Genomic DNA, 23,799 nt, shown 5'->3' with positions numbered 1-23,799 from the left:
GGCCCCATCCATAGAATGGGGCCGCAGGCGTATCTGCTGTTACTGTCCGCGCTTCTCGCGGAGCTTCTGCAGCGCGTCTTCGAGGAGCTCGGCTCCCTCTTCGTCGCTGCGGCGCTCCTTCACGTAGGCGAGGTGCGTCTTGTACGGCTCGAGCTTATTGGGAGCCGGCGGGTTGTCCTTGTCGCGGCCGGCGGGCAGGCCCGACTTCGGGTGATCCACGATCTCGGGGATCTCGTCGTCCGGCACGTCGGCCGAGTACGAGCGCTCGACGGAGTTTCCGTACGCGTCCCAATAGGTGATCTCGATGCGCTCGGCGTGGTGCCCGTGATCCTGCTCGCCCATGGGGCCGGATCCGATGCGCGTTCCGCGGATCGCGCTCGCGTTCCCGCGCGCCATTACAGCACCTGGAACTTGGTGATGAGACCGAGTCCCACGATCGAGAGGAACCACACGAGCGCGAGGCTGATCGTGAGGTAGTTGAGCATGCGCTCGGCGGAGCCAGAAGAGCTCGCCGCCTGCGACATGCCGCCGCCGAACATGTCGGACAGTCCGCCGCCGCGGCCCTTGTGCATCAGGATGAAGAGCGTCAGGAGGAGGCTCGTCAGCCCGAGCAGGACCTGCAGGATGATCTCGAGAATCTGCACGCGATGTGCCCTTTCCGTCGTGCGACCCGGTCAGGCCGCACAAACCTCAAGTATACGATGCCGCACGGCTCGCGGCGCATCCGCCCCGCGAGCCGTGCGAAGCGATCAGACTCCGACGTGCTTGCCGAAGCGCACGATCGCGCTGAACTCGTCGACCTTGAGGCTGCCGCCTCCGACGAGTGCGCCGTCGATATCGGGCTCACGCATGAAGGATGCGATGTTGCTCGACTTCACGGAACCGCCGTACAGCACGCGCGTCGCGTCGGCCGCGGCGTTGCCGAGCTTCGCGCGGATGACGTCGCGGAGCTTCTGGCACACGTCCTGCGCCTGCTCGGGCGTCGCCGCCTGACCGGATCCGATCGCCCAGACGGGCTCGTAGGCGACGACGATCTCGGCGTCGGCATTCACGTTCTCGAGCGCCGTCTCGAGCTGGCCGACCGGCACAGCGCTCGCGCCGAACTTCTCGAGGTCTTCGCTCGTCTCGCCGACGCAGATGACAGGCACGAGCCCGTGCTTCAGGGCCGCCTGCGTCTTGGCCGCGACGACCCGGTCGTCCTCGGCGTGGTACTCGCGGCGCTCGGAGTGGCCGATGATGACCGATCCGATGTTGAGCTTGGCGAGGAACTCGCCCGAGATCTCGCCCGTGTACGCGCCGGAGTCGTGCTCCGAGAGATCCTGCGCACCGATGCCGAACGGGATCTTGTCGGCGTCGATCAGCGTCTGCACGCTGCGCAGGTCGGTGAACGGCGGGAACACCGTCACGTCGACGTCGTCGAACTCGTGCGAAGCGTCCTTGAGGCTCCAGTGCAGCTTCTGCACGAGGGCGACCGCCTGCAGGTGGTCGAGATTCATCTTCCAGTTGCCCGCAATCAGCGGGGTACGTGTCATGCCCATCCGAGGACCTCCAGTCCGGGAAGCTTCTTGCCCTCGAGGAATTCGAGGCTGGCGCCGCCGCCGGTCGACACGTGGCCGAACTGGTCGTCAGCGAATCCGAGCGTGCGCGCGGCTGCCGCCGAGTCACCGCCCCCGACGACCGTGAGGCCGTCCGTCTGGGTCAGCGCCTCGGCGACGACCTTCGTGCCGCCCGAGAATGCGGGGAACTCGAACACGCCCATCGGGCCGTTCCAGAACACCGTCTTCGACGAACGGATCGCCGCGGCGAACTGCTCCGCCGTCGCGGGTCCGATGTCGAGTCCGAGCGCGTCCGATCCGTAGCTCGTGCCCTCGAGGTCGTCGCTCGCAGCATTGTCGAACCCGGCATCGGCCGAGAACGACTCGGCCATCAGGCTGTCGACCGGCAGGAGCAGCTCGACACCCTTCTCCGCGGCCTCAGCGATGTAGCGCTTCGCCGTCTCGATCTGGTCAGTCTCGACGAGGCTCTTGCCGATCGCGTGCCCTTCGGCGGCGAGGAACGTGTAGGCCATTCCCCCGCCGATCAGCAGCTTCTCGACGCGCGGCAGCAGGCTGTCGATCACGCCGAGCTTGTCGGAGACCTTCGATCCGCCGAGCACGACCGTGTAGGGGCGCTCGGGCGAGGTGAGGAGCTTGTCGAGCACGCCGACCTCGTGCGCGACGAGCTCGCCGGCGGCCGAGGGAAGGAGCTCTGCGAGCTCGTACACGCTCGCCTGCTTGCGGTGTACGACGCCGAAGCCGTCGGAGACCATCACATCGGCGAACGCCGCGAGCTGCTCGGCGAAGGCGCGGCGCTCCGCGTCGTCCTTGCTCGTCTCGCCCGCGTTGAAGCGCAGGTTCTCGAGCACGGCGACCTGGCCGTTCTCGAGCGAGTCGACGACGCCCTGCGCCGCGGATCCGACGGTGTCGGTCGCGAACGCGACGGGCGAGCCGAGCAGCTCGCCGAGGCGAGCGGCGACGGGTGCGAGCGAGTACTGCGGGTCCGGGGATCCCTTCGGGCGGCCGAGGTGCGAGGCCGCGACGACCTGCGCGCCGGCGGCGACGAGGGCCTTCAGGGTCGGGAGGGCGGCGCGCACGCGGCCGTCGTCGGTGATGCGCCCATCGCCGTCGAGCGGCACGTTGAAGTCGCAGCGGACGAAGACGCGGCGGCCGGCGAGGTCGCCGAGGGAGTCAAGGGTTCGAAGAGTCATTGATCGCCAATCTCTTGCCGAACGCCCGCCCGCCGGCGCTGTGATGCGGGGCGGACGGGCGTTCGATCATGTGCGGTTATCGAGGCCGAAGCTCAGAGCTTCGACGCGACGAGCGACGAGAAGTCGACGAGGCGGTTCGAGTAGCCCCACTCGTTGTCGTACCAGGACGAGATCTTCGCGAGGTTGCCGCTGACGCTGGTCAGGCCCGAGTCGAAGATCGACGAGTGCGGGTTCTGCTGGATGTCGCTCGAGACGAGCGGGTCGTCCGAGTACTCGAGAACGCCCTTGAGGGGGCCCTCGGCGGCGACCTTGTACGCCGCGTTGATCTCGTCGACGGTCAGGCCATCGCGGGTGACGACGGTGAGGTCGACGATCGAGCCGGTGGGCACCGGAACGCGGTAGCTCGTGCCGTCGAGCTTGCCGTTCAGCTCGGGCATGACGAGGCCGATCGCCTTGGCGGCGCCGGTCGAGGTCGGGACGATGTTGATCGCGGCGCCGCGCGCGCGGCGCAGGTCGCTGTGGGGGCCGTCCTGCAGGTTCTGGTCGGCCGTGTAGGCGTGCGCGGTCATCATGAAACCGCGCTCGATGCCGAACGCGTCGTTGAAGACCTTCGCGAGCGGGGCCAGAGCGTTCGTGGTGCACGACGCGTTCGAGAGGATGTGCTCGGTCGCCGGGTCGTACTGATCGGCGTTGATGCCCATCGCGTAGGTTGCGACGTCGCCCTTGGCGGGCGCCGAGATGATGACCTTCTTCGCGCCGGCCTCGAGGTGGGCCTTGGCCTGGTCGGAGTGCGTGAAGCGCCCCGTCGACTCGATGACGATGTCAACGCCGAGCTCACCCCAGGGGAGCTTGGCGGGGTCGCGCTCGGCGAATGCCTTGATCTGCTTGCCGTCGACGGTGATCGAGTCATCGTCGTACGTGACCTCGCGACCGAGCGGGCCGCCGACAGAGTCGAACTTGAGCAACTGGGCAAGGCTCTTGTTGTCGGTGAGGTCGTTGACCGCGACGACCTCGAAACCGGCGTTCTGCGCAAGAGCTGCGCGAATGTAGTTGCGTCCAATGCGGCCGAAGCCGTTAATACCGATCCGTGCGGACACTCTGTGTCTCCTAGGGTGTGTGCCTCTGCCGAGGCGATTGATGGTTTTGTTCAGGAAAAGCGCCGGGCGGGCGGATCCGCACTCCACCGGCCCAGCGACGTATCAGTTAGCGATCAGCAGGCCCGCGGTCTTCTCGCGAGCCGTGGTGAAGCGCTGTGCCACGTTCTCCCAGTTCACGATGTTCCAGAATGCCTTGACGTAGTCGCCCTTGACGTTCTGGTAGTCGAGGTAGAAGGCGTGCTCCCACATGTCGAGCAGCAGCAGCGGCACCGTGCCCGCAGCGAACTGCGACTGCTGGTCGAAGAACTGCTGCACGATGAGGTTCTGGCCGATGGAGTCCCAGAACAGGCCGGCCCAGCCGGAGCCCTGGATGCCGAGGGCGGCAGCGTTGAACTGGCCCTGGAAGCCGTCGAACGAGCCGAAGTGCTCCTCGATCGCCGCAGCGATCTCGCCCTCGGGGCGCTCCTGGCCCTCGGGCGTCAGGTTCGTCCAGAAGATGGAGTGGTTCGTGTGACCGCCGAGGTTGAACGCGAGGTCCTTCTCGAGCTTGTTGATCGAACCGAAGTTTCCGGTGGAACGCGCCTCGGCGAGCTGCTCGAGAGCGGTGTTAGCACCCCCCACATACGCGTTGTGGTGCTTCGAGTGGTGCAGCTCCATGATGCGACCGCTGATATGCGGCTCGAGCGCTCCGTAGTCGTAGCTGAGTTCGGGAAGAGTGTATTTGGCCATGAGACGCCTTCTCTCTTATACCGGGTTCTCGGACACGAGGACATCGATCCGAAAGGACTATTCCATCCTACTGACCCCGGAGGCCGCGGCGCACGCTCATGTCATCGCGTAACGCGACTCGTCTCGCTACGCGACCGTTTCCTGCGTCGGAACCGCAGACTCCGTGCCCGGGAGGCCCTCGGCGGTCGCGCGCTTGTCGGCCATCGCGAGCAGGCGGCGGATCCGGCCGGCCACGGCATCCTTCGTCAGCGGCGGATCGGCGTGATGGCCGAGCTCGTCGAGGCTCGCGTCGCGGTGCGCGAGGCGCAGATCGCCGGCCTGCTTCAGGTGATCCGGCACGTCGTCGCCGAGGATCTCGAGCGCGCGCTCCACGCGTGCGCACGCCGCGACGGCCGCCTGGGCCGAGCGGCGCAGGTTCGCGTCGTCGAAGTTCACGAGACGGTTGACGCCCGCTCGCACCTCGCGGCGCTGGCGCATCTCGTCCCAGCTCGACGCGGCCTGGACCGCGCCCATCGCGAGCAGCATGGCTCGGATCGCCTCGGCGTCGCGCACGACGACGCGCGGCACGCCGCGCACCTCGCGCTGCTTGGCCTGGATGCCGATGCGGTGCGCGGCGCCGACGAGCGCCATTCCTGCCTCTCCCGAGGGACAGGCGATGTCGAGCGACGCGGAGCGACCGGGCTCGGAGACGCTGCCGGCGGCGAGGAACGCGCCGCGCCAGATCGCCGCGAGGTCGTCGCGGTTGCCGGTCGTGAGCTTGTTCGGCAGGCCGCGCACGGGGCGGCGGCGGTTGTCGAGCAGGCCGGTCTGACGGGCGAGGGTCTCGCCGCCGTTCACGACGCGCACGGCGAAGCGCTCGCCCTCGCGCGCGCCGGACGCCTGGATGTGCGCGAGCTCGGGGCGAACGCCATAGATCTCGGCGATGTCGCGGGCCGTGCGGATCGCGAGCCGGCGGTCGTCGACCTCGGCTTCGACCGCGACGCGGCCGGCGATCGAGTGCAGGCCGCCCGCAAAGCGCAAGAGTGCGGTCGTCTCGGCGACGCGGACGTTCGGTCGCGGGTCGCGTACGGCGATGAGCTCGGCCTTCACATCCTTGGTCAGTGCCACGGATCTCCTCGGTCTCAAGGGGCTGGTTGGCTCCAGTGGGAGCGGGACACCAGCCTACCTGGAGGTGCAGCCCGATTCCGGGGTCGAACTCTCAGCGTGCGGGGTTATGAATGTCTTACTCCCGCCCGAGATCCCGGTGCTTGACGCTGACCTGGATGCCCGGGTCACCGCGCAGCCGATCGCCGAGCTCGCGGACCATCACGACCGATCGGTGCTTACCGCCCGTGCACCCGATCGCGATCGTCGAGTGCGATTTGTTCTCGCGCTGGTAGCCGGCGAGGATCGGCCGGATCGCGGCCATGTACGCGTCGAGGAACTCGGTCGCGCCCTCCTGTGCGAGCACGTACTCCCGCACCCGCGCGTCCTCTCCCGTGAGCGCGCGCAGGTCGTCGTTCCAGAACGGGTTCGGCAGGAACCTCATGTCGGCGACGAGGTCGGCGTCGGCGGGCAGACCGTATTTGAAGCCGAAGCTCATGATCGTCACGCGGTGGCGCGGGGTGTCGTCGCCCTCGAACATCTCCGCGATGCGATTCGCGAGCTGATGGACGTTCAGGTGAGTCGTGTCGATCGTGATGTCGCTGCGCTCGCGGATCCCCTGCACCTGCCGGCGCTCCTCGCGGATCCCGTCGAGCAGCGTGCCGTCGCCCTGCAGCGGGTGCGGGCGGCGCACCTGCTCGAAGCGGCGCACGAGCTGCTCGTCGCTCGCGTCGAGGAAGATGATGCGCAGGTTGTTCGCCTCGCGCAGCTGCCACACGATCTGCGCGAGGTCGGCGAACAGCTCGCCGCCGCGCACGTCGACGACGGCCGCGACCCTCGGGAGCTGCCCGTCGACGCGGCCGGCCAGCTCGAGAAGGGGGCGCATCATCTGCGGCGGCAGATTATCGACGACGTACCACCCGCGGTCCTCGAGGGCGTTCGCCGCCGTCGACCGGCCGGCACCGGACATGCCCGTGACAACCAGAACCTCGCCGCGGGTCTCGCTGTTCGTGCTCACCCCATCAGACTATCGATAGCCTCATCCGCGCGCGAGATGCGCGTGGATCGTTGCCGCAAGCTTCGGGCCGATGCCCGGCAATTCCTCGATCTGCTCGACCGTCGCGCCGCGCAACGCCGTAACAGACCCGAAGTGGGTGAGCAGCGCCTTGATGCGCGCCTCGCCGAGACCCGGGATCTCGGCGAGGATCGAGCGGATGTCGCGCCGCCGCCTCTTGCGCTGGTGCACGATCGCGAAGCGATGCGCCTCGTCGCGCAGTCGCTGCACCAGGTAGAGCGCCTCGGACGTGCGCGGCAGGATCACGGGATAGTCGTCGCCCGGAAGCCAGAGCTCCTCGAGCCTTTTCGCGATGCCTGCGAGCGCGATCCCGGTGCGCCCCGACTCCGCGAGCGCGCGAGCCGCGGCGTTCACCTGCGGCTGGCCGCCGTCGACGAGAAGCAGCTGGGGAGGATAGGAGAACCGAGGACGCCCCGTCGGCTCGTCCTCCTGCGGGTCGTCGAGTCGCGCGAGGCGGCGGGTGAGCACCTGGTGCATGCTGTCGGTGTCGTCGGTGGTCTCGGCGATCGAGAACGACCGGTACTGGTCTTTGCGCGGCAGGCCGTCCTCGAAGACCACCATCGAACCGACGACGTTCGTGCCCTGCAGGTGCGAGATGTCGTAGCACTCGATGCGCAGGGGCGCCTCCGTCATGCCGAGCGCCTCCTGGAGATCTGCCAGGGCCTGCGTGCGCGTGGAGTAGTCGCTCGTGCGCTTGGTCTTGTGGCGCACGAGCGCCTGCGTGGCGTTCAGCGTCGCGTTGCGCATCAGCTCGGCGCGCTGGCCGCGCTGAGCGACCTGGATCTCGACGCGGCGCCCCCGCCTCGCGGCCAGGAACTGTTCGAGCTCGAGGTGGGCGTCGGGCAGGAAGGGGACGATCACGCGCCGAGGGACGTCGGCCGCGTCCGCATCGCCGTACGCGCGCTGCAGGATCTGTTCGACGAGATCCGCGCTCGTGATGTCGAGCTCCTTGTCGACGGTCTGCGAGCTCGCCCCGCGCACCCGGCCGCCGCGGATGACGAAGTGGTGCACGGCGGCGTCGAGCTCGTCCTCGGCGAGGCCGAACAGGTCGGCGTCTTCGTTGTCGGGCAGTACGAGCGCGCTCTTGGTGAGCACGGCGTCGATCGACTCGAGCTGGTCGCGGTACACGGCGGCGCTCTCGAAGTCGAGGGCTGCGGCGGCCTCTTTCATGCGCGCCATCACCTCGCGGGCGAAGCGCTCGTCGCCGCCCTGCATGAAGGCGACGAAGTCACCGACGATCGCGCGGTGCTCCTCGATCGACACGCGCCCGGAGCACGGCCCGCCGCACTTGCCGATCTGGCCGGGGAAGCACGGCTTGCCCGAGGTCATCGCGCGCTTGTACGACGAGTCGCTGCACGTGCGGATCGGGAACACCTTGAGCATGAGGTCGATCGTGTCGCGCACGGCCCACACCTTGGGGTACGGACCGAAGTACTTCGCCCCGCGGATCTTGCGGTTGCGCGTGACCATGACCCGAGGGGCCTCGTCGGCGAGGGTCACGGCGAGGAACGGGTACGACTTGTCGTCGCGGTACTTGACGTTGAACGGCGGGTCGAACTGCTTGATCCACTGATACTCGAGCTGCAGGGAATCGACGTCGGTGGGAACGACCGTCCACTCGACGTTCACTGCCGTCGTGACCATGCGGCGCGTGCGCTCGTGCAGGGTGTGCAACGGCGCGAAATAGTTCGACAGCCGCTGCCGCAGGTTCTTCGCCTTGCCGACGTAGAGCACGCGGCCGTCTGCGCCGAGGAACCGGTAGACGCCCGGGTTGGTCGGGATCTCCCCCGTCGCCGGCTTGTACGGAAGCTGCGCCGTCACGGTCAGGCCGTGCGCTTCCGCTCGGCGAATCCGAGCGTCTCCGCGAGGAAGACGCCGGTGTGGCTGTCGGGGTTCTTCGCGATCTGCTCGGGCGTGCCCGTGGCGACGATCGTGCCGCCTCCGGATCCGCCTTCGGGGCCGAGGTCGACGACCCAGTCGGCCGACTTGATCACGTCGAGGTTGTGCTCAATGACGACGACCGAGTTGCCCTTCTCGACGAGGCCGCCGAGCACCTCGAGCAGTTTGCGCACGTCCTCGAAGTGCAGGCCCGTCGTCGGCTCGTCGAGCACATAGATGCTGCGCCCGTTCGAGCGCTTCTGCAGTTCGGTCGCGAGCTTGACGCGCTGCGCCTCGCCGCCCGACAGGGTGGTCGCCGCCTGCCCCAGGCGCACGTAGCCGAGGCCCACGTCGACGAGCGTCTTCATGTACCGGTGGATCGCCTGGATCGGCTCGAAGAACACCTCGGCCTCGGCGATCGACATCTCGAGCACCTCGGCGATGTTCTTGCCCTTGTAGTGCACCTGGAGGGTATCGCGGTTGTAGCGCTTGCCGCCGCACACCTCGCAGTCGACGTACACGTCGGGCAGGAAGTTCATCTCGATCTTGAGCGTACCGTCGCCGGAGCAGGCCTCGCACCGGCCGCCCTTGACATTGAAGCTGAACCGGCCGGCGAGGTACCCGCGCACCTTCGCCTCGGGGGTCTCGGCGAACAGCCCGCGGATGCGGTCGAAGACGCCCGTGTACGTCGCGGGGTTCGAGCGCGGGGTGCGGCCGATCGGCGCCTGGTCGACGTGCACGACCTTGTCGAGGTGTTCGAGCCCCGTCACACGCTTGTGCTTGCCCGGAACGGTGCGGGCGCCGTTGAGCTTCTGCGCGAGCACCTGGTAGAGGATGTCGTTGATGAGGGTCGATTTTCCCGATCCGGACACGCCGGTCACGGCCGTGAACAGGCCGAGCGGGATCGTCGCGTCGACGTTCTGCAGGTTGTTCTCGCGCGCGCCGACCACCTGGAGCGCGCGCTTGCGGTCGAACTTGCGTCGCTTCTTGGGGGTCTCGATCACTCGCCGCCCCGAGAGGTAGTCGCCCGTGATCGAGCGCGTCTCCCCCGCGAGCTCGGAGTAGGGCCCCGAGTGGATGACCTCGCCGCCGCCCTCGCCCGCGCGCGGCCCGATGTCGACGACCCAATCGCTCGACTCGATGGTCTCCTCGTCGTGCTCGACGACAACGAGGGTGTTGCCGAGGTCGCGCAGCGCCTCGAGCGTCTCGATGAGCCGACGGTTGTCTCGCTGGTGCAGGCCGATCGACGGCTCGTCGAGCACGTACAACACGCCCGTGAGCCCGGTGCCGATCTGCGTGGCGAGGCGAATGCGCTGCGCCTCGCCGCCCGAGAGCGACCCGGCGGCGCGGCTGAGCGAGAGGTAGTTGAGGCCGACGCGCAGCAGGAACTCGAGCCGCACCCGGATCTCGCGCAGCACCTGCGCGGCGATCTGCGCCTCGCGGTCGGTCAGCTCGATGGAGTTCATGAGCTGCATCGACTCGTCGAGGCTGAGCGAGGCGACGTCGGCGATCGACCGGTCGGCGACGCGCACGGCGAGCACCTCGGGCTTGAGCCGCGCCCCGCCGCACGTCGAGCACGGGATCTCGCGCAGGTAGTCGGCCCAGCGCGCGCGCTGAGTGTCGGACTCGGCCTGCGCGTACTGGCGCTCGATGTACGGCACGACGCCCTCGAACCCGCTGGCGTAGCGCACCTCGCGGCCCCAGCGGTTCTTATAGCGCACGTTGACCTTGTAGTCCTGGCCGTACAGCACGGCCTCGCGGACGGCTTCGGGAAGCGTCGCCCACGGCGCGGTCAGCGAGAAGTTCAGGTCGTCGGACAGCGCGACGAGCAGCCGCTCGAAGTACTGCGCGAGGCCCTTGCCCTGCGTCGACCACGGGATGATGACGCCCTCGCCTATCGAGAGCTCGTCGTCGCCGAGCATGAGGTCGACGTCGACGGACATCTTCGTACCGAGGCCGGAGCATGCCGGGCAGGCGCCGAACGGGGCGTTGAACGAGAACGTTCGCGGCTCGATCTCGGTGAGCTGCACGGGGTGGCCGTTGGGGCACGAGAGGTTCTCGCTGAACGACTGCCACGCGTCGTCGCCGGTCTCGTCGACGAAGTTCACCTGGATCACGCCGTTCGCGAGATCGCGCGCCGTCTCGACGGAGTCGGTGATGCGGCCGATCATGCTCTCGCCGCGCGAGACCAGGCGGTCGACGACCACCGAGATGTCGTGCTTGTAGCTCTTCTTGAGCTTCGGGGGCTCGGAGAGCTGGATCAGGTCGCCGTCGACGATCGCCCGCGAGAAGCCCTTCGAGCCGAGCTCGGCGAACAGGTCGACGAACTCGCCCTTCTTCTGGTTCACGATGGGGGCCACGACCTGGAAGCGCGTGCCCTCGGGCAGCTCGACGAGCTGATCGGCGATCTGCTGCACGGTCTGACGCTCGATGATCGCGTCGCACTCGGCGCAGTGCGCGATGCCGATGCGCGCCCACAGCAGCCGCAGGTAGTCGTAGATCTCGGTGATGGTGCCCACGGTCGAGCGCGGGTTGCGGTTCGTCGACTTCTGATCGATCGAAACGGCGGGGCTCAGGCCCTCGATCGCGTCGACGTCGGGCCGGTCGACCTGGCCGAGGAACTGGCGCGCGTACGCGCTGAGCGACTCGACGTAGCGGCGCTGCCCCTCGGCGAAGATCGTGTCGAACGCGAGCGACGACTTCCCCGATCCGGACAGGCCGGTGAAGACGATCATCTTGTCGCGCGGCACCTCCAGATCGACGTTTCGGAGGTTGTGCACGCGCGCGCCGCGCACGATGATCTTGTGGTCTGATTTCACGGGGATGATCGGCACGGGCTCTATCCTATTCGAAACTTTGTTCGTGCGGCTCGACATCGACTGAGTGTCGCGATTCGTCGGAGGAGCTTGAGTGCCCCGCTGTCGCTCGCGCTACGCGTGACCGGCCTTCTCGATCTGGCGCAGCGAATACTTGAGGTCCTGCACCTCGTCGCGCAGCCTGGCCGCCAGCTCGAACTTGAGTTGTTCCGCGGCCTGCACCATCTGGCTCGTGAGGTCGGCGATCGCCTCCTCGAGCTGATCGGCTCCTTCGGCCCCGATTCCGGCGTGCTTCTTGATGGGTGCTGCGGCGCGCCCGCGCCCGCCGTCCTTGACGCGCGGATCTTTCTTGCGCGTGCCGAGCAGCTCCGCTGTGTCCGCTTCCTCTCGCGCGAGCGCGTCGGTGATGTCGGCGATCTTCTTGCGCAGCGGCTGCGGGTCGATGCCGTGCTCGAGGTTGTAGGCGACCTGAATCTCACGGCGCCGATCGGTCTCGTCGAGCGCGCGCCTCATCGAGTCGGTGATGCGGTCGGCGTACATGTGCACCTCGCCCGACACGTTTCGAGCGGCGCGGCCGATCGTCTGGATGAGCGACGTGTCGCTGCGCAGGAAGCCCTCCTTATCGGCGTCGAGGATCGCCACGAGTGACACCTCGGGCAGGTCGAGGCCCTCGCGCAGCAAGTTGATGCCGACGAGCACGTCGTACACGCCCTGGCGCAGTTCGGTGAGCAGCTCGACCCGTCGCAGCGTGTCGACGTCGCTGTGCAGGTAGCGCACGCGCACGCCGTGCTCGTCGAGAAAGTCCGTCAGCTCCTCGGCCATCTTCTTCGTGAGCGTCGTCACGAGCACGCGCTCTTCCTTCTCCGCGCGCACGCGGATCTCCTCGAGCAGGTCATCGATCTGCCCGTCGCTCGGCTTCACGACGATCTGCGGGTCGACGAGGCCCGTCGGGCGGATGATCTGCTCGACGACGCCGTCGGCGATGCCCATCTCGTATCGCCCGGGCGTGGCCGAGAGGTACACAGTCTGGCCGATGCGCTCCTTGAACTCGTCGAAGCGCAGCGGGCGGTTGTCGAGGGCGCTCGGCAGGCGGAAGCCGTGCTCGACGAGCGTGCGCTTGCGCGAGGCGTCGCCCTCGTACATCGCGCCGATCTGCGGAACCGTGACGTGCGACTCGTCGATGACGATCACGAAGTCGTCGGGGAAGAAGTCGAGCAGCGTGTGCGGCGGTTCACCGGGCTCGCGGGCGTCGAGGTGGCGCGAGTAGTTCTCGATGCCCGAGCAGAACCCGATCTGCTGCAACATCTCGAGGTCGAACGTCGTGCGCATGCGGAGGCGCTGCGCCTCGAGCAGCTTGCCCTGCTGCTCGAATTCCTTGAGCCGTTCCTCGAGCTCGACCTCGATCGTCTTGATCGCGCGGGCGACGGTGTCGGCGCCAGCGGCATAGTGCGTCGCGGGGAAGACCGCGACGGCGTCGAGCTTCTCGATGACCTCGCCCGTAAGCGGGTGCAGCTTGAGGATCTGCTCGATCTCATCGCCGAACAGCTCGATGCGGATCGCGTTCTCCTCGTACACCGGGATGATCTCGATCGTGTCACCGCGCACCCGGAAGTTGCCGCGCGAGAAGTCGACGTCGTTGCGGTTGTACTGCATGTCGATGAAGTGGCGGATCAGCGCGTCGCGGTCGTAGCGCTCGCCCACCTGCAGCGCAACGAGCGAGCGCAGGTACTCTTCGGGCGACCCGAGGCCGTAGATGCACGAGACCGTGCTGACCACGACGACATCGCGACGGCTCAGCAGCGAGTTCGTCGTCGCGTGGCGCAGGCGCTCGACCTCGGAGTTGATCGAGCTGTCCTTCTCGATGAAGGTGTCGGACTGCGGCACGTATGCCTCGGGCTGGTAGTAGTCGTAGTACGACACGAAGTACTCGACCGCGTTGTTGGGCATGAGGTCGCGGAACTCGTTCGCGAGCTGCGCCGCCAGCGTCTTGTTGTGCGAGAGCACGAGCGTCGGGCGCTGGATCTGCTCGATGAGCCACGCGGTCGTCGCCGATTTTCCCGTGCCCGTCGCACCGAGCAGCACGATGTCGGTCTCGCCGGCGTTGATGCGCTGCGCGAGGTCGGCGATCGCCGCCGGCTGGTCGCCGGACGGCGTGTAGTCGCTGACGACCTCGAACGGGCGAACGCTGCGTGTGGTCTGCATGGATTCAGGCTATGCCGAACCACTGACATTCGAGGCCGCGCGAAGCGATTACGGGGTGGCTCCCGGCTCGTCCGGGTGCTTCGTCACGCGCTGAGCCGCCACCACAGGTCGTCGGCCTGGGCGAGGGTGTGCTCCATCGTGCCGTCCGTATCGATCACGACGTCCGCGACGCTCAGGCGCTCGTCGTCGGTCGCCTGATTCGCGATGCGCGCCGCGGCGTCCTCACGGCTCATTCCGCGCTCGGAGATCATGCGGTTCATGCGCGTCTCGGCGGGCGCGTGGGCGACGACGATCAGATCCCATTCGCGGGATCCGCGCGCCTCGGCGAGCAGCGGAACGTCGTAGACGACGACGCGGTCGCCCGCATCGCGGAAGCGGCGCTGGGTCTCGGCTTTGACCGCCGGATGCACGATCGCATTGAGTCGGGCGAGCTGGTCGGCATCGCCGAACACGATGGATCCGAGCGCCGCACGATCGAGCTCGCCATCCGCCGCGACGACTGCCTCGCCGAATTCGCGCACGATCGCGTCGAACACCGGTTCGCCGGAGCGCTGCAGGTCGCGCACCGTCTGATCCGCGTCGACGACGACGGCGCCGTGGGACTCGAGTCGGCGGGCGATCGTCGATTTTCCAGATGCGATCCCGCCGGTCAGAGCGATGAGGGGCATGGGTAGAGCGTAACGGCGCGCGCTCAGCAACCGGGCCCGGACGGGTTCTCCGCGCAGGTGTGCGCGACGAGATACGACTGCTTCTCGTAGATGTGCACATCGACCGGGGATCCTTGGGACACAACGTACCCGCCGACGGGATGCACGCCCCACGGCCCGAAATCGACGACGGCCGAGTACGACACGTCGACGGTGACGGAAGCCGTGCCGCGCTCGGCGTACGTGTGGCTCGTGGCGGTGGGGCTCAGCTGTTCCTGGCCAAGCTGCTCCCAGGTGGGCGCCGCCTGCGCGACGTCGACGATCGTGCCGTCGCCGTAATCGATCGTGAGGAGCTCGGGCGTGAAGGTGACTGACATCGGCAGGCCGAACAGATCGCCGCCGACGGTGTGCGACGAGGCCGCGACCGCGACGTTCATCGGGGCGCGGACGATCGCCACTCCGAACGGCTCGATCGTGGGAGGCGCCGGTACTGGCACGAAATTCGCGACGTCGTACGCGGTCAGAGGCGGGATCGAGGGAGGCTGCTCGACCGGATCGGGCTCCTCGGCCGGCTCGGGATCGGGCTCCGGGGCGGTGACGCACGTGCCGCCGATCACCTGCTGAGCCGGATCGAGGCACTGCCACCCGCCCGGTTCCCCGCCGGGCACGGTGGGCTGGGCCGGGCCCGCGCCACCGGGTCCGGGACCGACGATCGGCTGCGTCTGCCCCCCGGGCGGCCCGGGCTGCGGCTGCTGGGCGGGCGGCTCCTGCCCGGGCTGGGTTTGCTGCCCGCCGATACCCAGGCCAGGGCCTCCGGCGAGTTCGCAGACGCCCGCGGCCACTTCCTGCCAGTCGCAAGTCGGGTCTGCGTCCGACACTTGTGCAACTACTGAGCCGGCAGCCATCACGGTTAGGAGACTCACCGTGCTTGCGGTCAGCATTCGTCGTCCGCACCTTCGACGAGGTTGGTAATGACCAGCGATTCTCCTTGCGTCGCAAATCTCAAGTGGACTCCATAAGTCGGATCTTCGCGTGGCGTAGCCCAACCTGCCCCGTCAATATTGAGTTCGAGCGTCGAATCGTCAATGCAAGCGACCGCTTCAACGGCGATCTCTTCGCCAACCGTTCGGTACTCGCCGGGAGTGAACGTTGTGACGACCGACTCACCACGAGCCTCGATGTCTAGACCTTCAAGTGCGGAATCTCCTTCGGCATAGTGCGCAAGAAGATCACCACCCACGAACTCCGTGACGTCTTGTTCCGAGCCGAACGAACTCGCGACGTGGTACGCCCGAAACACCTCCTCGGCCTCGGCATAGGCGGTCTCTTCCGTCCATTCGGGTTCCGGTTCGGGCTCCGCGACGCAGGCGGTGAGGCCGAAGGCGAGGGCGACGATGGCTCCGAGGGCGAGGGCGGTGCGAGGCATCCCCACACGCTAGAGCAGATCGCGAATGGGCGTCGAAAGTTATCCACAGACCCGGGCAGCCCGGGGTGCCGGCGCACGACCGCACGCTCTCAACATGACTCGATCTGCTCTAAAAACCGAAACTGAGAGCAGATCGAGGCCCGTTCAGGCGAAACTAATCGTCGTCCCACTCATCATCATCGTCGTCGTCATCATCGTCGTCGTCATCATCGCCGTCATCGTCGTCGTCCCAGTCGTCGGCGTCATCGTCATCGTCATCGTCATCATCGTCGTCGCCGAGCTGCACGGGCGGGGGCGGCGGGACGGGCTGCGGCTGGCCGGCCGCGCCCGAATCGGCGCCCGTGTCGGCCCCCTGTTCCGCGGGCGCGGACGGAGCGGCGGACGGCGACGGATCGGCCGGAGCAGATGGGGTCGCGGACGGGCTCGCGGACGGGCTCGCCGATGGCGACGGATCCGCGGTGGGACTCTGCGTAGCGGACGGAGCGATGAGAGGCTCCTCGCGCACGACCGTCGGTTCGGGATCCGGCGAGAGCGCGTTGGCGATCCCCAGTCCCCCGAGCACGATCGCGAGCGCGCTCGCGGCGACGCCCACGGCCAGCACCACGCCGCTCTTCTTCATCGTGTGTCCTTCGTCATCATGGCTTCGTTCCTTTCAGCCTGTCATGCATTGCGAGAGTCTTCGACCATCATTCGGAAGAGGTCGCGATGTGCGGCCTCGCGCCCTGGCGGGCGCAGCACGTGCACGCACGCGATGCGGAATCGCGCCGCGCGACGCCACGCCTCGACGCTGTCGGCATCGACGCCGAGCTCGTCCGCCGCCGAAGCGATCTCTGCCGCGGCGGCCCGCGCCCGATCCGGCGTCCAGCGCCCCTGGCTCTCCGCGAGCTCCGCGTGGGCGAGCAGATTCCCGAGGTCGAGCGCCGGATCCGCACGGGCGCAGGTGTCGAGGTCGATGAGGCCGATTCCGCGGTCGTCGTCCCAGAGGAGCTGCTTGTCGTGCAGGTCGCGATGCGCGATGCGCTCCGGGTTCGGAACGGCGCGTTCGAGGCCCTGGATGAGGCGCTCGGCCGCCTCCCTCAAGAGCTGCGCGGATCCGGCGCCGATGCGGAGCGCGGCGTGATCGGCCCACTCGCGAAGGATCCGCGCCTCGTCGCCCACTGTGTGCGGCGCGAGCCCGTCGAGCTCTCCCCCGGCGACGCTCGAGGTCCATGCCTCGCGCCAGGATCGCCACGCCGCGCGCCACGCGCCGTCGGGCGTCGCGGGATCCGCCCCGAGGGCATCGAGCGTGCGGCCGGGAACGATCGTCAGCTCGATCGCGTCGTCCTGCCGCGCGGCGATCTCGGGCACCGCGAACGCGTGCCCGAACGCCGCGGCACCTCGCTCGTGCGCGTCCGCGACGCCTCCCGCGCGCCCGCGGCGCACGGCCTTGGCGAACGTCTCGTCCAGGCGCACGACGGCGCGCTTGCCCGGCCGGTGCGACACGAGTTCTCCTCTGTGGGCGAGGGCGCCGAGCGCCGGCAGCTTCGCGTCGTCGTCGGGATCGAGGAGCTCGACCGTGCCGTCGGAACGAAGACGTCCGCCGCGCACTTCGTCGCCGAGACGCGCCTCAAGCGGGGTCGGATCCCCCGGCCATACGCGCGTGATGTGCCAGACCTCGTCCGCGACCACCGCGGTGGTCGGCGCTGCCCTGTCGATCATGCGATCGCCTCCAGTGCGTCGTCGACGGCCGCCACGACGGCTGCCGTCCAGTTCGGACGCCCCGATCGGAACGGCTCCACCGCCTTCTGTAGGTGGGAGATGGCACGCCAGGCGCGCAGCGCTTCCGGGTCGACGACGCCGCCAGCATCGATGTATCCGCCGAGCAGTTCTTCGTCGCCGCCCGCCGCGAGGAACGAGCCGAGGTCCTGCTCCGGCGCGCCGATCGCCACGCGATCGAGGTCGATCAGCCGAACCTCGCCGTCACCCACGAGCACCTGGTCGGGCGAGAAGTCCCCATGCACGACGACCTCCCGGCCGCCCGCCATCGTTCCTGCGGTCTCCGCGAGGCGCGCCGCGAGGTCGCCGAGCTCCGGCACCAGTGCGTGGATCGCCCGCGCTGCGCGCTCGGCGACCCGCGCCGGCGACGTGCGCGGCGTCCGCAGCTTCCCGATCGGTGCGCGGTGCATGGCGGCGAGCTCCTGCCCCGCGCGTCGAGCGAGCGCAGCAGACGGCTTCTCGGACAGATCGCCCGCACCCCACCAGGCAGCGGACGTCGCCCGCGGGCTGATGAGGCTCGGCACGATGACCGAGACCCCGTGATCAGCGAGGTGCTGGGCCGCGGTCACCGACTGCGTCCCCTCCGACACCTTGATCACGCGAGAATCCGTCGCCATCACCATCCGGCGCAACGGGTTGTAGCGCAGCGGAGCGTCGGTGCGGCGATCGGCGTCGGCGACGTCGGAGAGTCCTGCCACGAGCGCGCGGTCGGCCCACGCGGGGCCGGTGACCGTCGCGGATCCGAGCCGCACCGGCTCGGCTCCCGCGCGCAGAGCGGCGCGCTCATGATTCGTCGCTTTCGCCGGATCCGCGTGGGTGAGCACCCACGACGGCCGGCCCGACTCGTCGCGCACCGCCGCCACGATCGACGTGCCGGGCTTGTACCGGATCCGTTCGATGCGCACCCGGCGGCCCAGCGCCTGGGAGAGCGCATCGGCGCCGGCGAAGATCCCGAGATCGGGCAGCGCGTCGTCGAACCGGATCATGCCGCACCTCCCGCCAGAGCGGGGGCCGCCGTGCGCAGCCACGACGACAGCCGCGAGTCCGGGCTGGCGAGCAGCTCGTCCGGCGCGCCGTCCTCGGCCACTCGACCGTCCTCGATCCACAGCACGCGGTCTGCCGTACGGATCGTGACGGGGTCATGCGTGATCGAGATCGTCGTGCGGCCCTCCGTGAGCGCGTCGATCGACTCGGACACGCGCTCCTTCGATTCCGGATCGAGCCCCGTCGTCGCCTCGTCGAGGATGACGATCGGCGCGTCCCGCAGCAGCGCGCGTGCGATCGCGATGCGCTGGCGCTGACCGCCCGACAGCGTTGCGCCCCGGTCGCCCAGCTCGGTGTCGTACCCGTCGGGCAGCTCGCGGATGAAGGCGTCGGCGAGCGCGCGGCGCGCCGCCTCCTCCACCTCGGCGTCGCTCGCATCGAGCCGCCCGAAGCGGATGTTCTCGCGCACGCTCGTCGCGAACAGCACCGCCTCCTGCAGCACGCTCGAGACGCTCGCCCGCAGGCTCGAGAGCGTCGCGTCGCGCACGTCGACGCCGTCGATCGCGAGGCGCCCCGAGACCGGATCCGCGACGCGCGTCAGCAGCCCCGCGAGGGTCGATTTCCCCGCGCCCGACGGGCCGAGCACGCAGACCTTGCTACCCGGCTCGACGCGGAAGGACAGGTCGCGGAACAACGGCCGCCCGTGTCCGTCGTCGACGTCGACGCGGTCGAACTCGATGCGGCCGCGCACGCCGCCCGCGAGCTCGCCCAGCGGTCGCGCCCAGTCGCGGTCGGCGATCTCGGGGCGCTCGTCGAGCACCTCGGCGACGCGCTCTCCCGACGCGAGCGCGCGAGCGATCCGGCCCGTGAACTTCGCGAGGTCCTTGAGGGGGCGCAGCGCGAGCTTCAGGTAGGTCGTGAAGATCACGAGGTCGCCCGGCGTGAGCGCGCCCTCGATGACGCGCCAGCCTCCGACGACGAGCACGATCGCGAGGGCGAGCCCGACGATCACGTCGGTTCCGCGCTCGAGGCCCGCAGCGAGGCGGCGCGAGGCGACGCCCTGGCCGAGCGCGCGCTCGTTGCTGTGCTCGAAGGTGCGGCCGCGCTGCTGCTCGAGCCCGTACGCCTGCACGACGCGGATCGCGCCGAACGTCTCGGACGCGGCGTTCGCGATCTGGCCCTCGCTCTTGCGGGTGCGGCGCGACACCGCAACAATCTTGCGGCCGCTCGACCGCGACATGATCGCGTAGGCGAGCGCGGATCCGAGCACGACGAGCGCGAGCAGCGGATCCATCACCATCATCACGATCGACAGGACGACAAGGGTGATCACGTTGCCGACGAGCGGCAGTCCGGCCGAGACGGCGACCTCCTGCAGCCGCCCGACGTCGCCGACGAGGCGCTGCACGTTGTCGCCGTGCTGCGCGCGGGAGTGGTACTTCTGCCCGAGCGACTGCAGGTGCGAGAACACGCGCGAGCGCAGGCGCGTCGCGACGCGGGATCCGACGAGCGCGAAGACGACCGTCGAGCAGTACTGCGCGATGGCGCGCACGCCGACGAACCCGAGCAGCAGGATCCCACAGGAGACGAGCAGGGCGACGCTCGCGCCGGGCTGTCCCTCCGCGGCTCCCTCCGTCGCCCCGAGGCTCACGGTGACGGCGTCGATCACGATCTTCAGCGGCCACGGCTCCGCGACGCGCATCACGACCTCGATCAGCATCATCGCGACGCCGCCGGCCATGATCCAGCCCTGGCCGCGCAGGTGCGGCCGAGCGAGCGCGAGGGTGCGCCGCACGGCGTTGAGGCTGCCGTTCGCCGGCTTGTTGGTGCTCATCGGAACCCTCCCGGAAGGATGCGATCGAGGGTGCGATCCCAGTCGTGCTGGCTGACGGCGCGCGCCCGACCTGCGGATCCGAGTCGGCGCGCGAGGCCGCGGTCGTCGCGCAGCGTGGTGAGTGCGCCGCGGAGCGCGTCGACGCCGCCGGCCGGCACGAGGATCCCCGTGTCGTCGTGAGCGATGAGGCTCGGAATCTGACCCGTCTCGGACGCGACGACCGCGAGTCCCGCGGCGAGGTATTCGAAGGCCTTGAGCGGGGAGAAGTACGCATCGGCGGTCGCCGGGTACGGCGCGACACCGACGTGCATGGCGGCCAGCTCCGCCGGCACCGCCTCGTGCGGGATCGCCCCGAGCCAGCGCACGTCGGCACCGAGCGCGTCGGCGACGCCCTCCAGGCGCTCGCGCTCGGGCCCATCGCCGATGATCGTCAGGCGCACGCCCTCGAGGTCCGCGATCGCGGCGATCGCGATGTCGACGCCATGCCAGCTCTTGAGCGAGCCGATGAAGACGACCTCGAGGATCCCGTCGCGCAGTTCGGCGGGGGCGAACGCGCGGGTGTCGACGCCGTTCGGCGCGACGATCGTCGACGCGTCGGCGGATCCGTGCGCGAGCGCCCACTCGGCGACGGGCTCGGAGACGCAGGCGACGGTCGCGGCACGGGACAGGACGCGGCGCACCGCGGCTGTGGCACCGGTCTCGTCGACGAGAGTGCGATGGGTGCGCTGCTCTTCGATGAGGGGCGCGTTGACCTCCACGACAGCGGGGGCCGCCACGCGCGCCGACACATCGGAGAAGAGCGAGAGGCGCTCGTACACGAGGTCGCATCCGTCGTCCGCGATCCGCTCGGCGATCTGGACGGCGGCGCGCGCGACCGCACGCTCGCGGTCCGCGGCGTCGCCGCGCCCGACGGGCACCGTGACGATGGGCGCGCCGCCCATCTCGGCGGATCCCGACCGGGTCGCGTACACCGTGACGTCGTCGCCGCGGCGCTGGAACGCCCGCACGATCTGCTGCACGTGCACCGACGCGCCCTTCGAACCGTCCACCGGAATGCCGGGGTCCGTGCATACAAATGCGACGCGCATCACGCCACCAGCTCTCGTGAGAAGTCCTGCGCGGTCTCGGGCAGATCGCCGTTCGTCAGGCGTGCGTGCGCATGGGCCTGGTTCCGGGCGTCGTGGCGGCGCTCGACGAGAGAGCGAGCCGCCTCGGCGAGCGCGACGATATCGACGGATCCCTGCGCGACGCGGCGCAGCGCCGTCGCCAGCGCGGCCGGGTCACCGGGCGAGGTGAGCAGCCCCGTCTCACCGTCGATGACGACCTCGGGGATCCCCGTGACCGGCGTGGAGACGCAGGGCACCCCCGTGGCCATCGCCTCGAGCAGCACCGTGGGCAGCCCGTCGGCGTTGCCGTCGGATCCGACGATGCACGGGGCGGCGAAGACGTCCGACTCGCGCAGCAGCTGGGTGACCTCGCACTGCGAGAGGGGTCCGGGCATCCGCACAGCGTCCTGGAGGCCGAGCGTTCGCACGCGATCGCTCAGCTCGTCGGCCAGCTCGCCGCCGCCCGCGAGCGTCAGCTCGGCGTCGATGCCCGTCGCCCGCAGCACGGCGAACGCGTCGAGCAGCACGTCGAATCCCTTCTTCTCGACGAGGCGACCGACGGCCGCGACGCGGAGCGCGCCTGCCGGACGGACGGGGCGCCGATACGCGAACCGCTCGACCTCGATCGCGTTCGGCACGAGGTGGATCCGGTCGGCGTCGTCGGGCGCGATGCCGCGCAGGTGGGCGACGTTGAAGGCGCTGACGGTCGCGACATAGGCGGCGTCCGCGATCAGCGTGCGCAGGCGCGCGGGGTCGACGGACTCGTGGAACAGGTCCTTCGCGTGCGCCGTGAACGAGTACGGGATCCCCGTGATGAGGCTGGCGAGCCGGGCGACAACGGCCGCCGAAGTCGCGAAGTGCGCGTGCAGGTGCGTCAGCCGCTCCTCGCGGGCGTGCTGGGCGAGGGCGACGGCGGCGATGGCCTCGTCCGCCTCCGAGGCGAGCAGCTCCGGCAGCGCACGAGCGACGCCATCGCCGACCCACGGCTCGGCCTCGCGCAGCGCCGCCCACAACAGCGACGGCTTGCTCGGCCGCGGCAGGTAGCGCACGGGCGCCGCCACGCGTGCGAGCTGCGGGTGGAAGCGCGGATCCTGCGAGGGGCGCAGGGCGAAGACGGTGAGCGTCTCCCCCGCTGCCTCGCGCGCGAGCAGCTCCGTGACGATGAACGTCTCCGAGAAGCGCGGGTACACCTTCACGACGTAGCCGATGCCGCCGCGCGCGTTGTCAGACTGCAATGAACTCATCCTCCAGAACTGAAGCGTCTGCAGACCCGAGGAGGTCTGCGGCGATCGACGGGATCCGGCCGAGGCCATCGAGCTCGACGCCGGCCCGCGAGATCGTGCGTCCTGCGTTCGCGGCGAACCAGCGCCCGATGGTCTCCGGATCCGTTTCCCACGGCGAGAGCGTTTCGATCACGCCGGCGCGGGTGAGCGCCGCGGCGCGGATCCCCTGCTCGGCACGACGACGGCGCCGCGGAGCGACGAGCGCGGGAGTCTCTGTCGACATCACCTCGCAGATCGTGTTGTACCCGCCCATGCACACGACCGCTTCCGCGCCGCGGATGAGCGGCAGCGCATCCGGCACCCGGCGCACCACGCTCGTGCGGTCGGTCGCGACTGCCGCGACGCGCTCGCGATCCGCGGCGGTCATCTGGGGTCCGGTCACGATGAGGTGCGTGAGGCCCTCCGGCACGGGGGCCGCGGCGGCGGCAGCAGCGAGGTCGACGCCGTCGATTCCGCCGCCGACGGTCGTCAGCAGGTACGGCGCGTCGACCTGGTGCTGGGGGCCGTCGACCCGGCCGTCGGCGAGGTAGCCGGTGTGCGCGACAAGATCGCGAAGCGATGCGGGCAGCTCGCCCGATACCGACAGATCGTGCACGCGGGGGTCGCCGTAGACCCAGATCGCGTCGAAGAGCGCGCGGATCCGCGGTGCCCCGCCGAGCGCGCTCCACTCGCCGGCCGCTGCTCGCGGTGCGTCGAGCACGTCGCGAAGGCCGAGGACGATCCGGCACTCGGGGTTCGCGGCGCGCAGCGTGCGCAGCCCGTCCTCGAGCTCGCCGCCCACGCCGAACGGGTGGCGGTCGATGACGACGAGGTCGGGGGCGAACGCCGAGAGGGCCGCACGGAACGCGCCGCCGCGCAGCGCGGTCGACGCCTCGAGATCGAGGTCGAGCTCGCGCGAGACGTAGCCGCCCTCGCCGTGCTGCACGCCGGGAAGGATGAGCCAGTCCCATCCTCGCGGCGCACGGAACCTCGTCGCCTCGGGGCGCCCCGCGACGAGCAGACCCGTGACGGGTTCGGCCGATCCGGCGCTCAGCGCGTGTGCGAGCGCAAGATTGCGGCGGATGTGGCCGAGGCCGGCCGAGTCGTGCGAGAACAAGACGATTCTCGTGCTCATGTCTACTCCTGATCCCTGCCCCAT

The 23,799-nt window shown here is 69.4% G+C and carries 21 protein-coding genes; all 21 read right to left on the bottom strand.

Annotated elements, in window-relative coordinates; genetic code table 11:
• Nucleotides 1–39: 39 nt before the first annotated feature.
• A complete protein-coding gene (locus tag G510_RS0105700; RefSeq protein ID WP_029152852.1) occupies nucleotides 40–396 on the bottom strand; it encodes an RNA polymerase-binding protein RbpA in 357 nt (118 codons plus the stop codon).
• Nucleotides 396–644: a preprotein translocase subunit SecG gene (secG, locus tag G510_RS0105695; RefSeq protein ID WP_029152851.1), complete on the bottom strand. Its 249-nt coding sequence runs from the start codon at nucleotides 642–644 to the stop codon at nucleotides 396–398. Before secG ends, G510_RS0105700 begins: the two co-directional genes overlap by 1 nt.
• Before the next feature lie 105 nt (nucleotides 645–749).
• Nucleotides 750–1,538, bottom strand: coding sequence for a triose-phosphate isomerase (tpiA, locus tag G510_RS0105690; protein WP_029152850.1), 789 nt, complete (start codon nucleotides 1,536–1,538; stop codon nucleotides 750–752).
• Nucleotides 1,529–2,746, bottom strand: coding sequence for a phosphoglycerate kinase (locus tag G510_RS0105685; protein WP_029152849.1), 1,218 nt, complete (start codon nucleotides 2,744–2,746; stop codon nucleotides 1,529–1,531). Before G510_RS0105685 ends, tpiA begins: the two co-directional genes overlap by 10 nt.
• 92 nt (nucleotides 2,747–2,838) lie before the next feature.
• Nucleotides 2,839–3,843, bottom strand: a complete 1,005-nt coding sequence (gene gap, locus G510_RS0105680) for a type I glyceraldehyde-3-phosphate dehydrogenase (protein ID WP_029152848.1) — start codon at nucleotides 3,841–3,843, stop codon at nucleotides 2,839–2,841.
• A 102-nt stretch (nucleotides 3,844–3,945) separates the two neighbouring features.
• Nucleotides 3,946–4,572, bottom strand: a complete 627-nt coding sequence (locus G510_RS0105675; RefSeq protein WP_029152847.1) for a superoxide dismutase — start codon at nucleotides 4,570–4,572, stop codon at nucleotides 3,946–3,948.
• Between the two features lie 126 nt (nucleotides 4,573–4,698).
• The gene (gene whiA / locus G510_RS0105670; RefSeq protein ID WP_029152846.1) at nucleotides 4,699–5,679 is read right to left on the bottom strand and encodes a DNA-binding protein WhiA; all 981 of its coding nucleotides are present in this window, start codon (nucleotides 5,677–5,679) and stop codon (nucleotides 4,699–4,701) included.
• 115 nt (nucleotides 5,680–5,794) lie between these two features.
• A complete protein-coding gene (gene rapZ, locus G510_RS0105665) occupies nucleotides 5,795–6,673 on the bottom strand; it encodes an RNase adapter RapZ (protein WP_029152845.1) in 879 nt (292 codons plus the stop codon).
• Nucleotides 6,674–6,694: 21 nt separating this feature from the next.
• On the bottom strand, nucleotides 6,695–8,551 hold the full coding sequence (gene uvrC / locus G510_RS0105660) for an excinuclease ABC subunit UvrC (protein WP_029152844.1): 1,857 nt from the start codon (nucleotides 8,549–8,551) through the stop codon (nucleotides 6,695–6,697).
• Nucleotides 8,552–8,553: 2 nt separating this feature from the next.
• Nucleotides 8,554–11,442 (bottom strand): excinuclease ABC subunit UvrA, encoded by a 2,889-nt coding sequence (gene uvrA, locus G510_RS0105655; protein ID WP_029152843.1) that lies wholly within the window; start codon nucleotides 11,440–11,442, stop codon nucleotides 8,554–8,556.
• A gap of 96 nt (nucleotides 11,443–11,538) precedes the next feature.
• Nucleotides 11,539–13,626 (bottom strand): excinuclease ABC subunit UvrB, encoded by a 2,088-nt coding sequence (uvrB, locus tag G510_RS0105650; RefSeq protein ID WP_029152842.1) that lies wholly within the window; start codon nucleotides 13,624–13,626, stop codon nucleotides 11,539–11,541.
• Between the two features lie 83 nt (nucleotides 13,627–13,709).
• The gene (gene coaE, locus G510_RS0105645) at nucleotides 13,710–14,294 is read right to left on the bottom strand and encodes a dephospho-CoA kinase (protein WP_029152841.1); all 585 of its coding nucleotides are present in this window, start codon (nucleotides 14,292–14,294) and stop codon (nucleotides 13,710–13,712) included.
• Between the two features lie 23 nt (nucleotides 14,295–14,317).
• Nucleotides 14,318–15,151 carry a hypothetical protein gene (locus G510_RS15505; protein ID WP_157560435.1) on the bottom strand — a complete coding sequence of 278 codons (834 nt, stop codon included), beginning with the start codon at nucleotides 15,149–15,151 and terminating at the stop codon, nucleotides 14,318–14,320.
• A 56-nt stretch (nucleotides 15,152–15,207) separates the two neighbouring features.
• On the bottom strand, nucleotides 15,208–15,699 hold the full coding sequence (locus tag G510_RS0105635; RefSeq protein WP_157560433.1) for a hypothetical protein: 492 nt from the start codon (nucleotides 15,697–15,699) through the stop codon (nucleotides 15,208–15,210).
• Nucleotides 15,700–15,853: 154 nt separating this feature from the next.
• On the bottom strand, nucleotides 15,854–16,318 hold the full coding sequence (locus G510_RS0105630) for a hypothetical protein (protein ID WP_029152839.1): 465 nt from the start codon (nucleotides 16,316–16,318) through the stop codon (nucleotides 15,854–15,856).
• 41 nt (nucleotides 16,319–16,359) lie between these two features.
• Nucleotides 16,360–17,397, bottom strand: a complete 1,038-nt coding sequence (locus tag G510_RS17435; protein ID WP_051216418.1) for a phosphotransferase — start codon at nucleotides 17,395–17,397, stop codon at nucleotides 16,360–16,362.
• Nucleotides 17,394–18,440 carry a phosphotransferase family protein gene (locus G510_RS0105620; RefSeq protein ID WP_029152838.1) on the bottom strand — a complete coding sequence of 349 codons (1,047 nt, stop codon included), beginning with the start codon at nucleotides 18,438–18,440 and terminating at the stop codon, nucleotides 17,394–17,396. Before G510_RS0105620 ends, G510_RS17435 begins: the two co-directional genes overlap by 4 nt.
• Entirely contained in the window at nucleotides 18,437–20,272 is a 1,836-nt protein-coding gene (locus G510_RS15495; protein WP_036322073.1) for an ABC transporter ATP-binding protein, read from the bottom strand. Before G510_RS15495 ends, G510_RS0105620 begins: the two co-directional genes overlap by 4 nt.
• Nucleotides 20,269–21,360, bottom strand: coding sequence for a glycosyltransferase family 4 protein (locus G510_RS0105610; protein WP_029152837.1), 1,092 nt, complete (start codon nucleotides 21,358–21,360; stop codon nucleotides 20,269–20,271). The genes G510_RS15495 and G510_RS0105610 overlap by 4 nt, the downstream gene beginning before the upstream one ends.
• Complete coding sequence (locus G510_RS0105605; RefSeq protein ID WP_029152836.1) at nucleotides 21,360–22,613, bottom strand: glycosyltransferase; 1,254 nt, start codon at nucleotides 22,611–22,613, stop codon at nucleotides 21,360–21,362. The genes G510_RS0105610 and G510_RS0105605 overlap by 1 nt, the downstream gene beginning before the upstream one ends.
• Nucleotides 22,603–23,775: a glycosyltransferase family protein gene (locus tag G510_RS15490; RefSeq protein ID WP_051216414.1), complete on the bottom strand. Its 1,173-nt coding sequence runs from the start codon at nucleotides 23,773–23,775 to the stop codon at nucleotides 22,603–22,605. Before G510_RS15490 ends, G510_RS0105605 begins: the two co-directional genes overlap by 11 nt.
• Nucleotides 23,776–23,799: the final 24 nt, after the last annotated feature.

Origin of the sequence: Microbacterium gubbeenense DSM 15944, assembly GCF_000422745.1 — a bacterium.
GTDB lineage: Bacteria > Actinomycetota > Actinomycetes > Actinomycetales > Microbacteriaceae > Microbacterium > Microbacterium gubbeenense.
The sequence above is the reverse complement of the archived record's forward strand: the minus strand, read 5'-3'. Positions and strand labels throughout refer to the sequence as shown.

Coding starts and splice junctions, on each gene's coding strand:
- G510_RS0105700 (WP_029152852.1), bottom strand. CDS start 396: ATGGCGCGCGGGAACGCGAGCGCGATCCGCGGAACGCGCATCGGATCC.
- tpiA (WP_029152850.1), bottom strand. CDS start 1,538: ATGGGCATGACACGTACCCCGCTGATTGCGGGCAACTGGAAGATGAAT.
- G510_RS0105685 (WP_029152849.1), bottom strand. CDS start 2,746: ATGACTCTTCGAACCCTTGACTCCCTCGGCGACCTCGCCGGCCGCCGC.
- G510_RS0105675 (WP_029152847.1), bottom strand. CDS start 4,572: ATGGCCAAATACACTCTTCCCGAACTCAGCTACGACTACGGAGCGCTC.
- uvrB (WP_029152842.1), bottom strand. CDS start 13,626: ATGCAGACCACACGCAGCGTTCGCCCGTTCGAGGTCGTCAGCGACTAC.
- coaE (WP_029152841.1), bottom strand. CDS start 14,294: ATGCCCCTCATCGCTCTGACCGGCGGGATCGCATCTGGAAAATCGACG.
- G510_RS0105635 (WP_157560433.1), bottom strand. CDS start 15,699: ATGCCTCGCACCGCCCTCGCCCTCGGAGCCATCGTCGCCCTCGCCTTC.
- G510_RS0105630 (WP_029152839.1), bottom strand. CDS start 16,318: ATGAAGAAGAGCGGCGTGGTGCTGGCCGTGGGCGTCGCCGCGAGCGCG.
- G510_RS17435 (WP_051216418.1), bottom strand. CDS start 17,397: ATGATCGACAGGGCAGCGCCGACCACCGCGGTGGTCGCGGACGAGGTC.
- G510_RS0105620 (WP_029152838.1), bottom strand. CDS start 18,440: ATGATCCGGTTCGACGACGCGCTGCCCGATCTCGGGATCTTCGCCGGC.
- G510_RS15495 (WP_036322073.1), bottom strand. CDS start 20,272: ATGAGCACCAACAAGCCGGCGAACGGCAGCCTCAACGCCGTGCGGCGC.
- G510_RS0105610 (WP_029152837.1), bottom strand. CDS start 21,360: ATGCGCGTCGCATTTGTATGCACGGACCCCGGCATTCCGGTGGACGGT.
- G510_RS15490 (WP_051216414.1), bottom strand. CDS start 23,775: ATGAGCACGAGAATCGTCTTGTTCTCGCACGACTCGGCCGGCCTCGGC.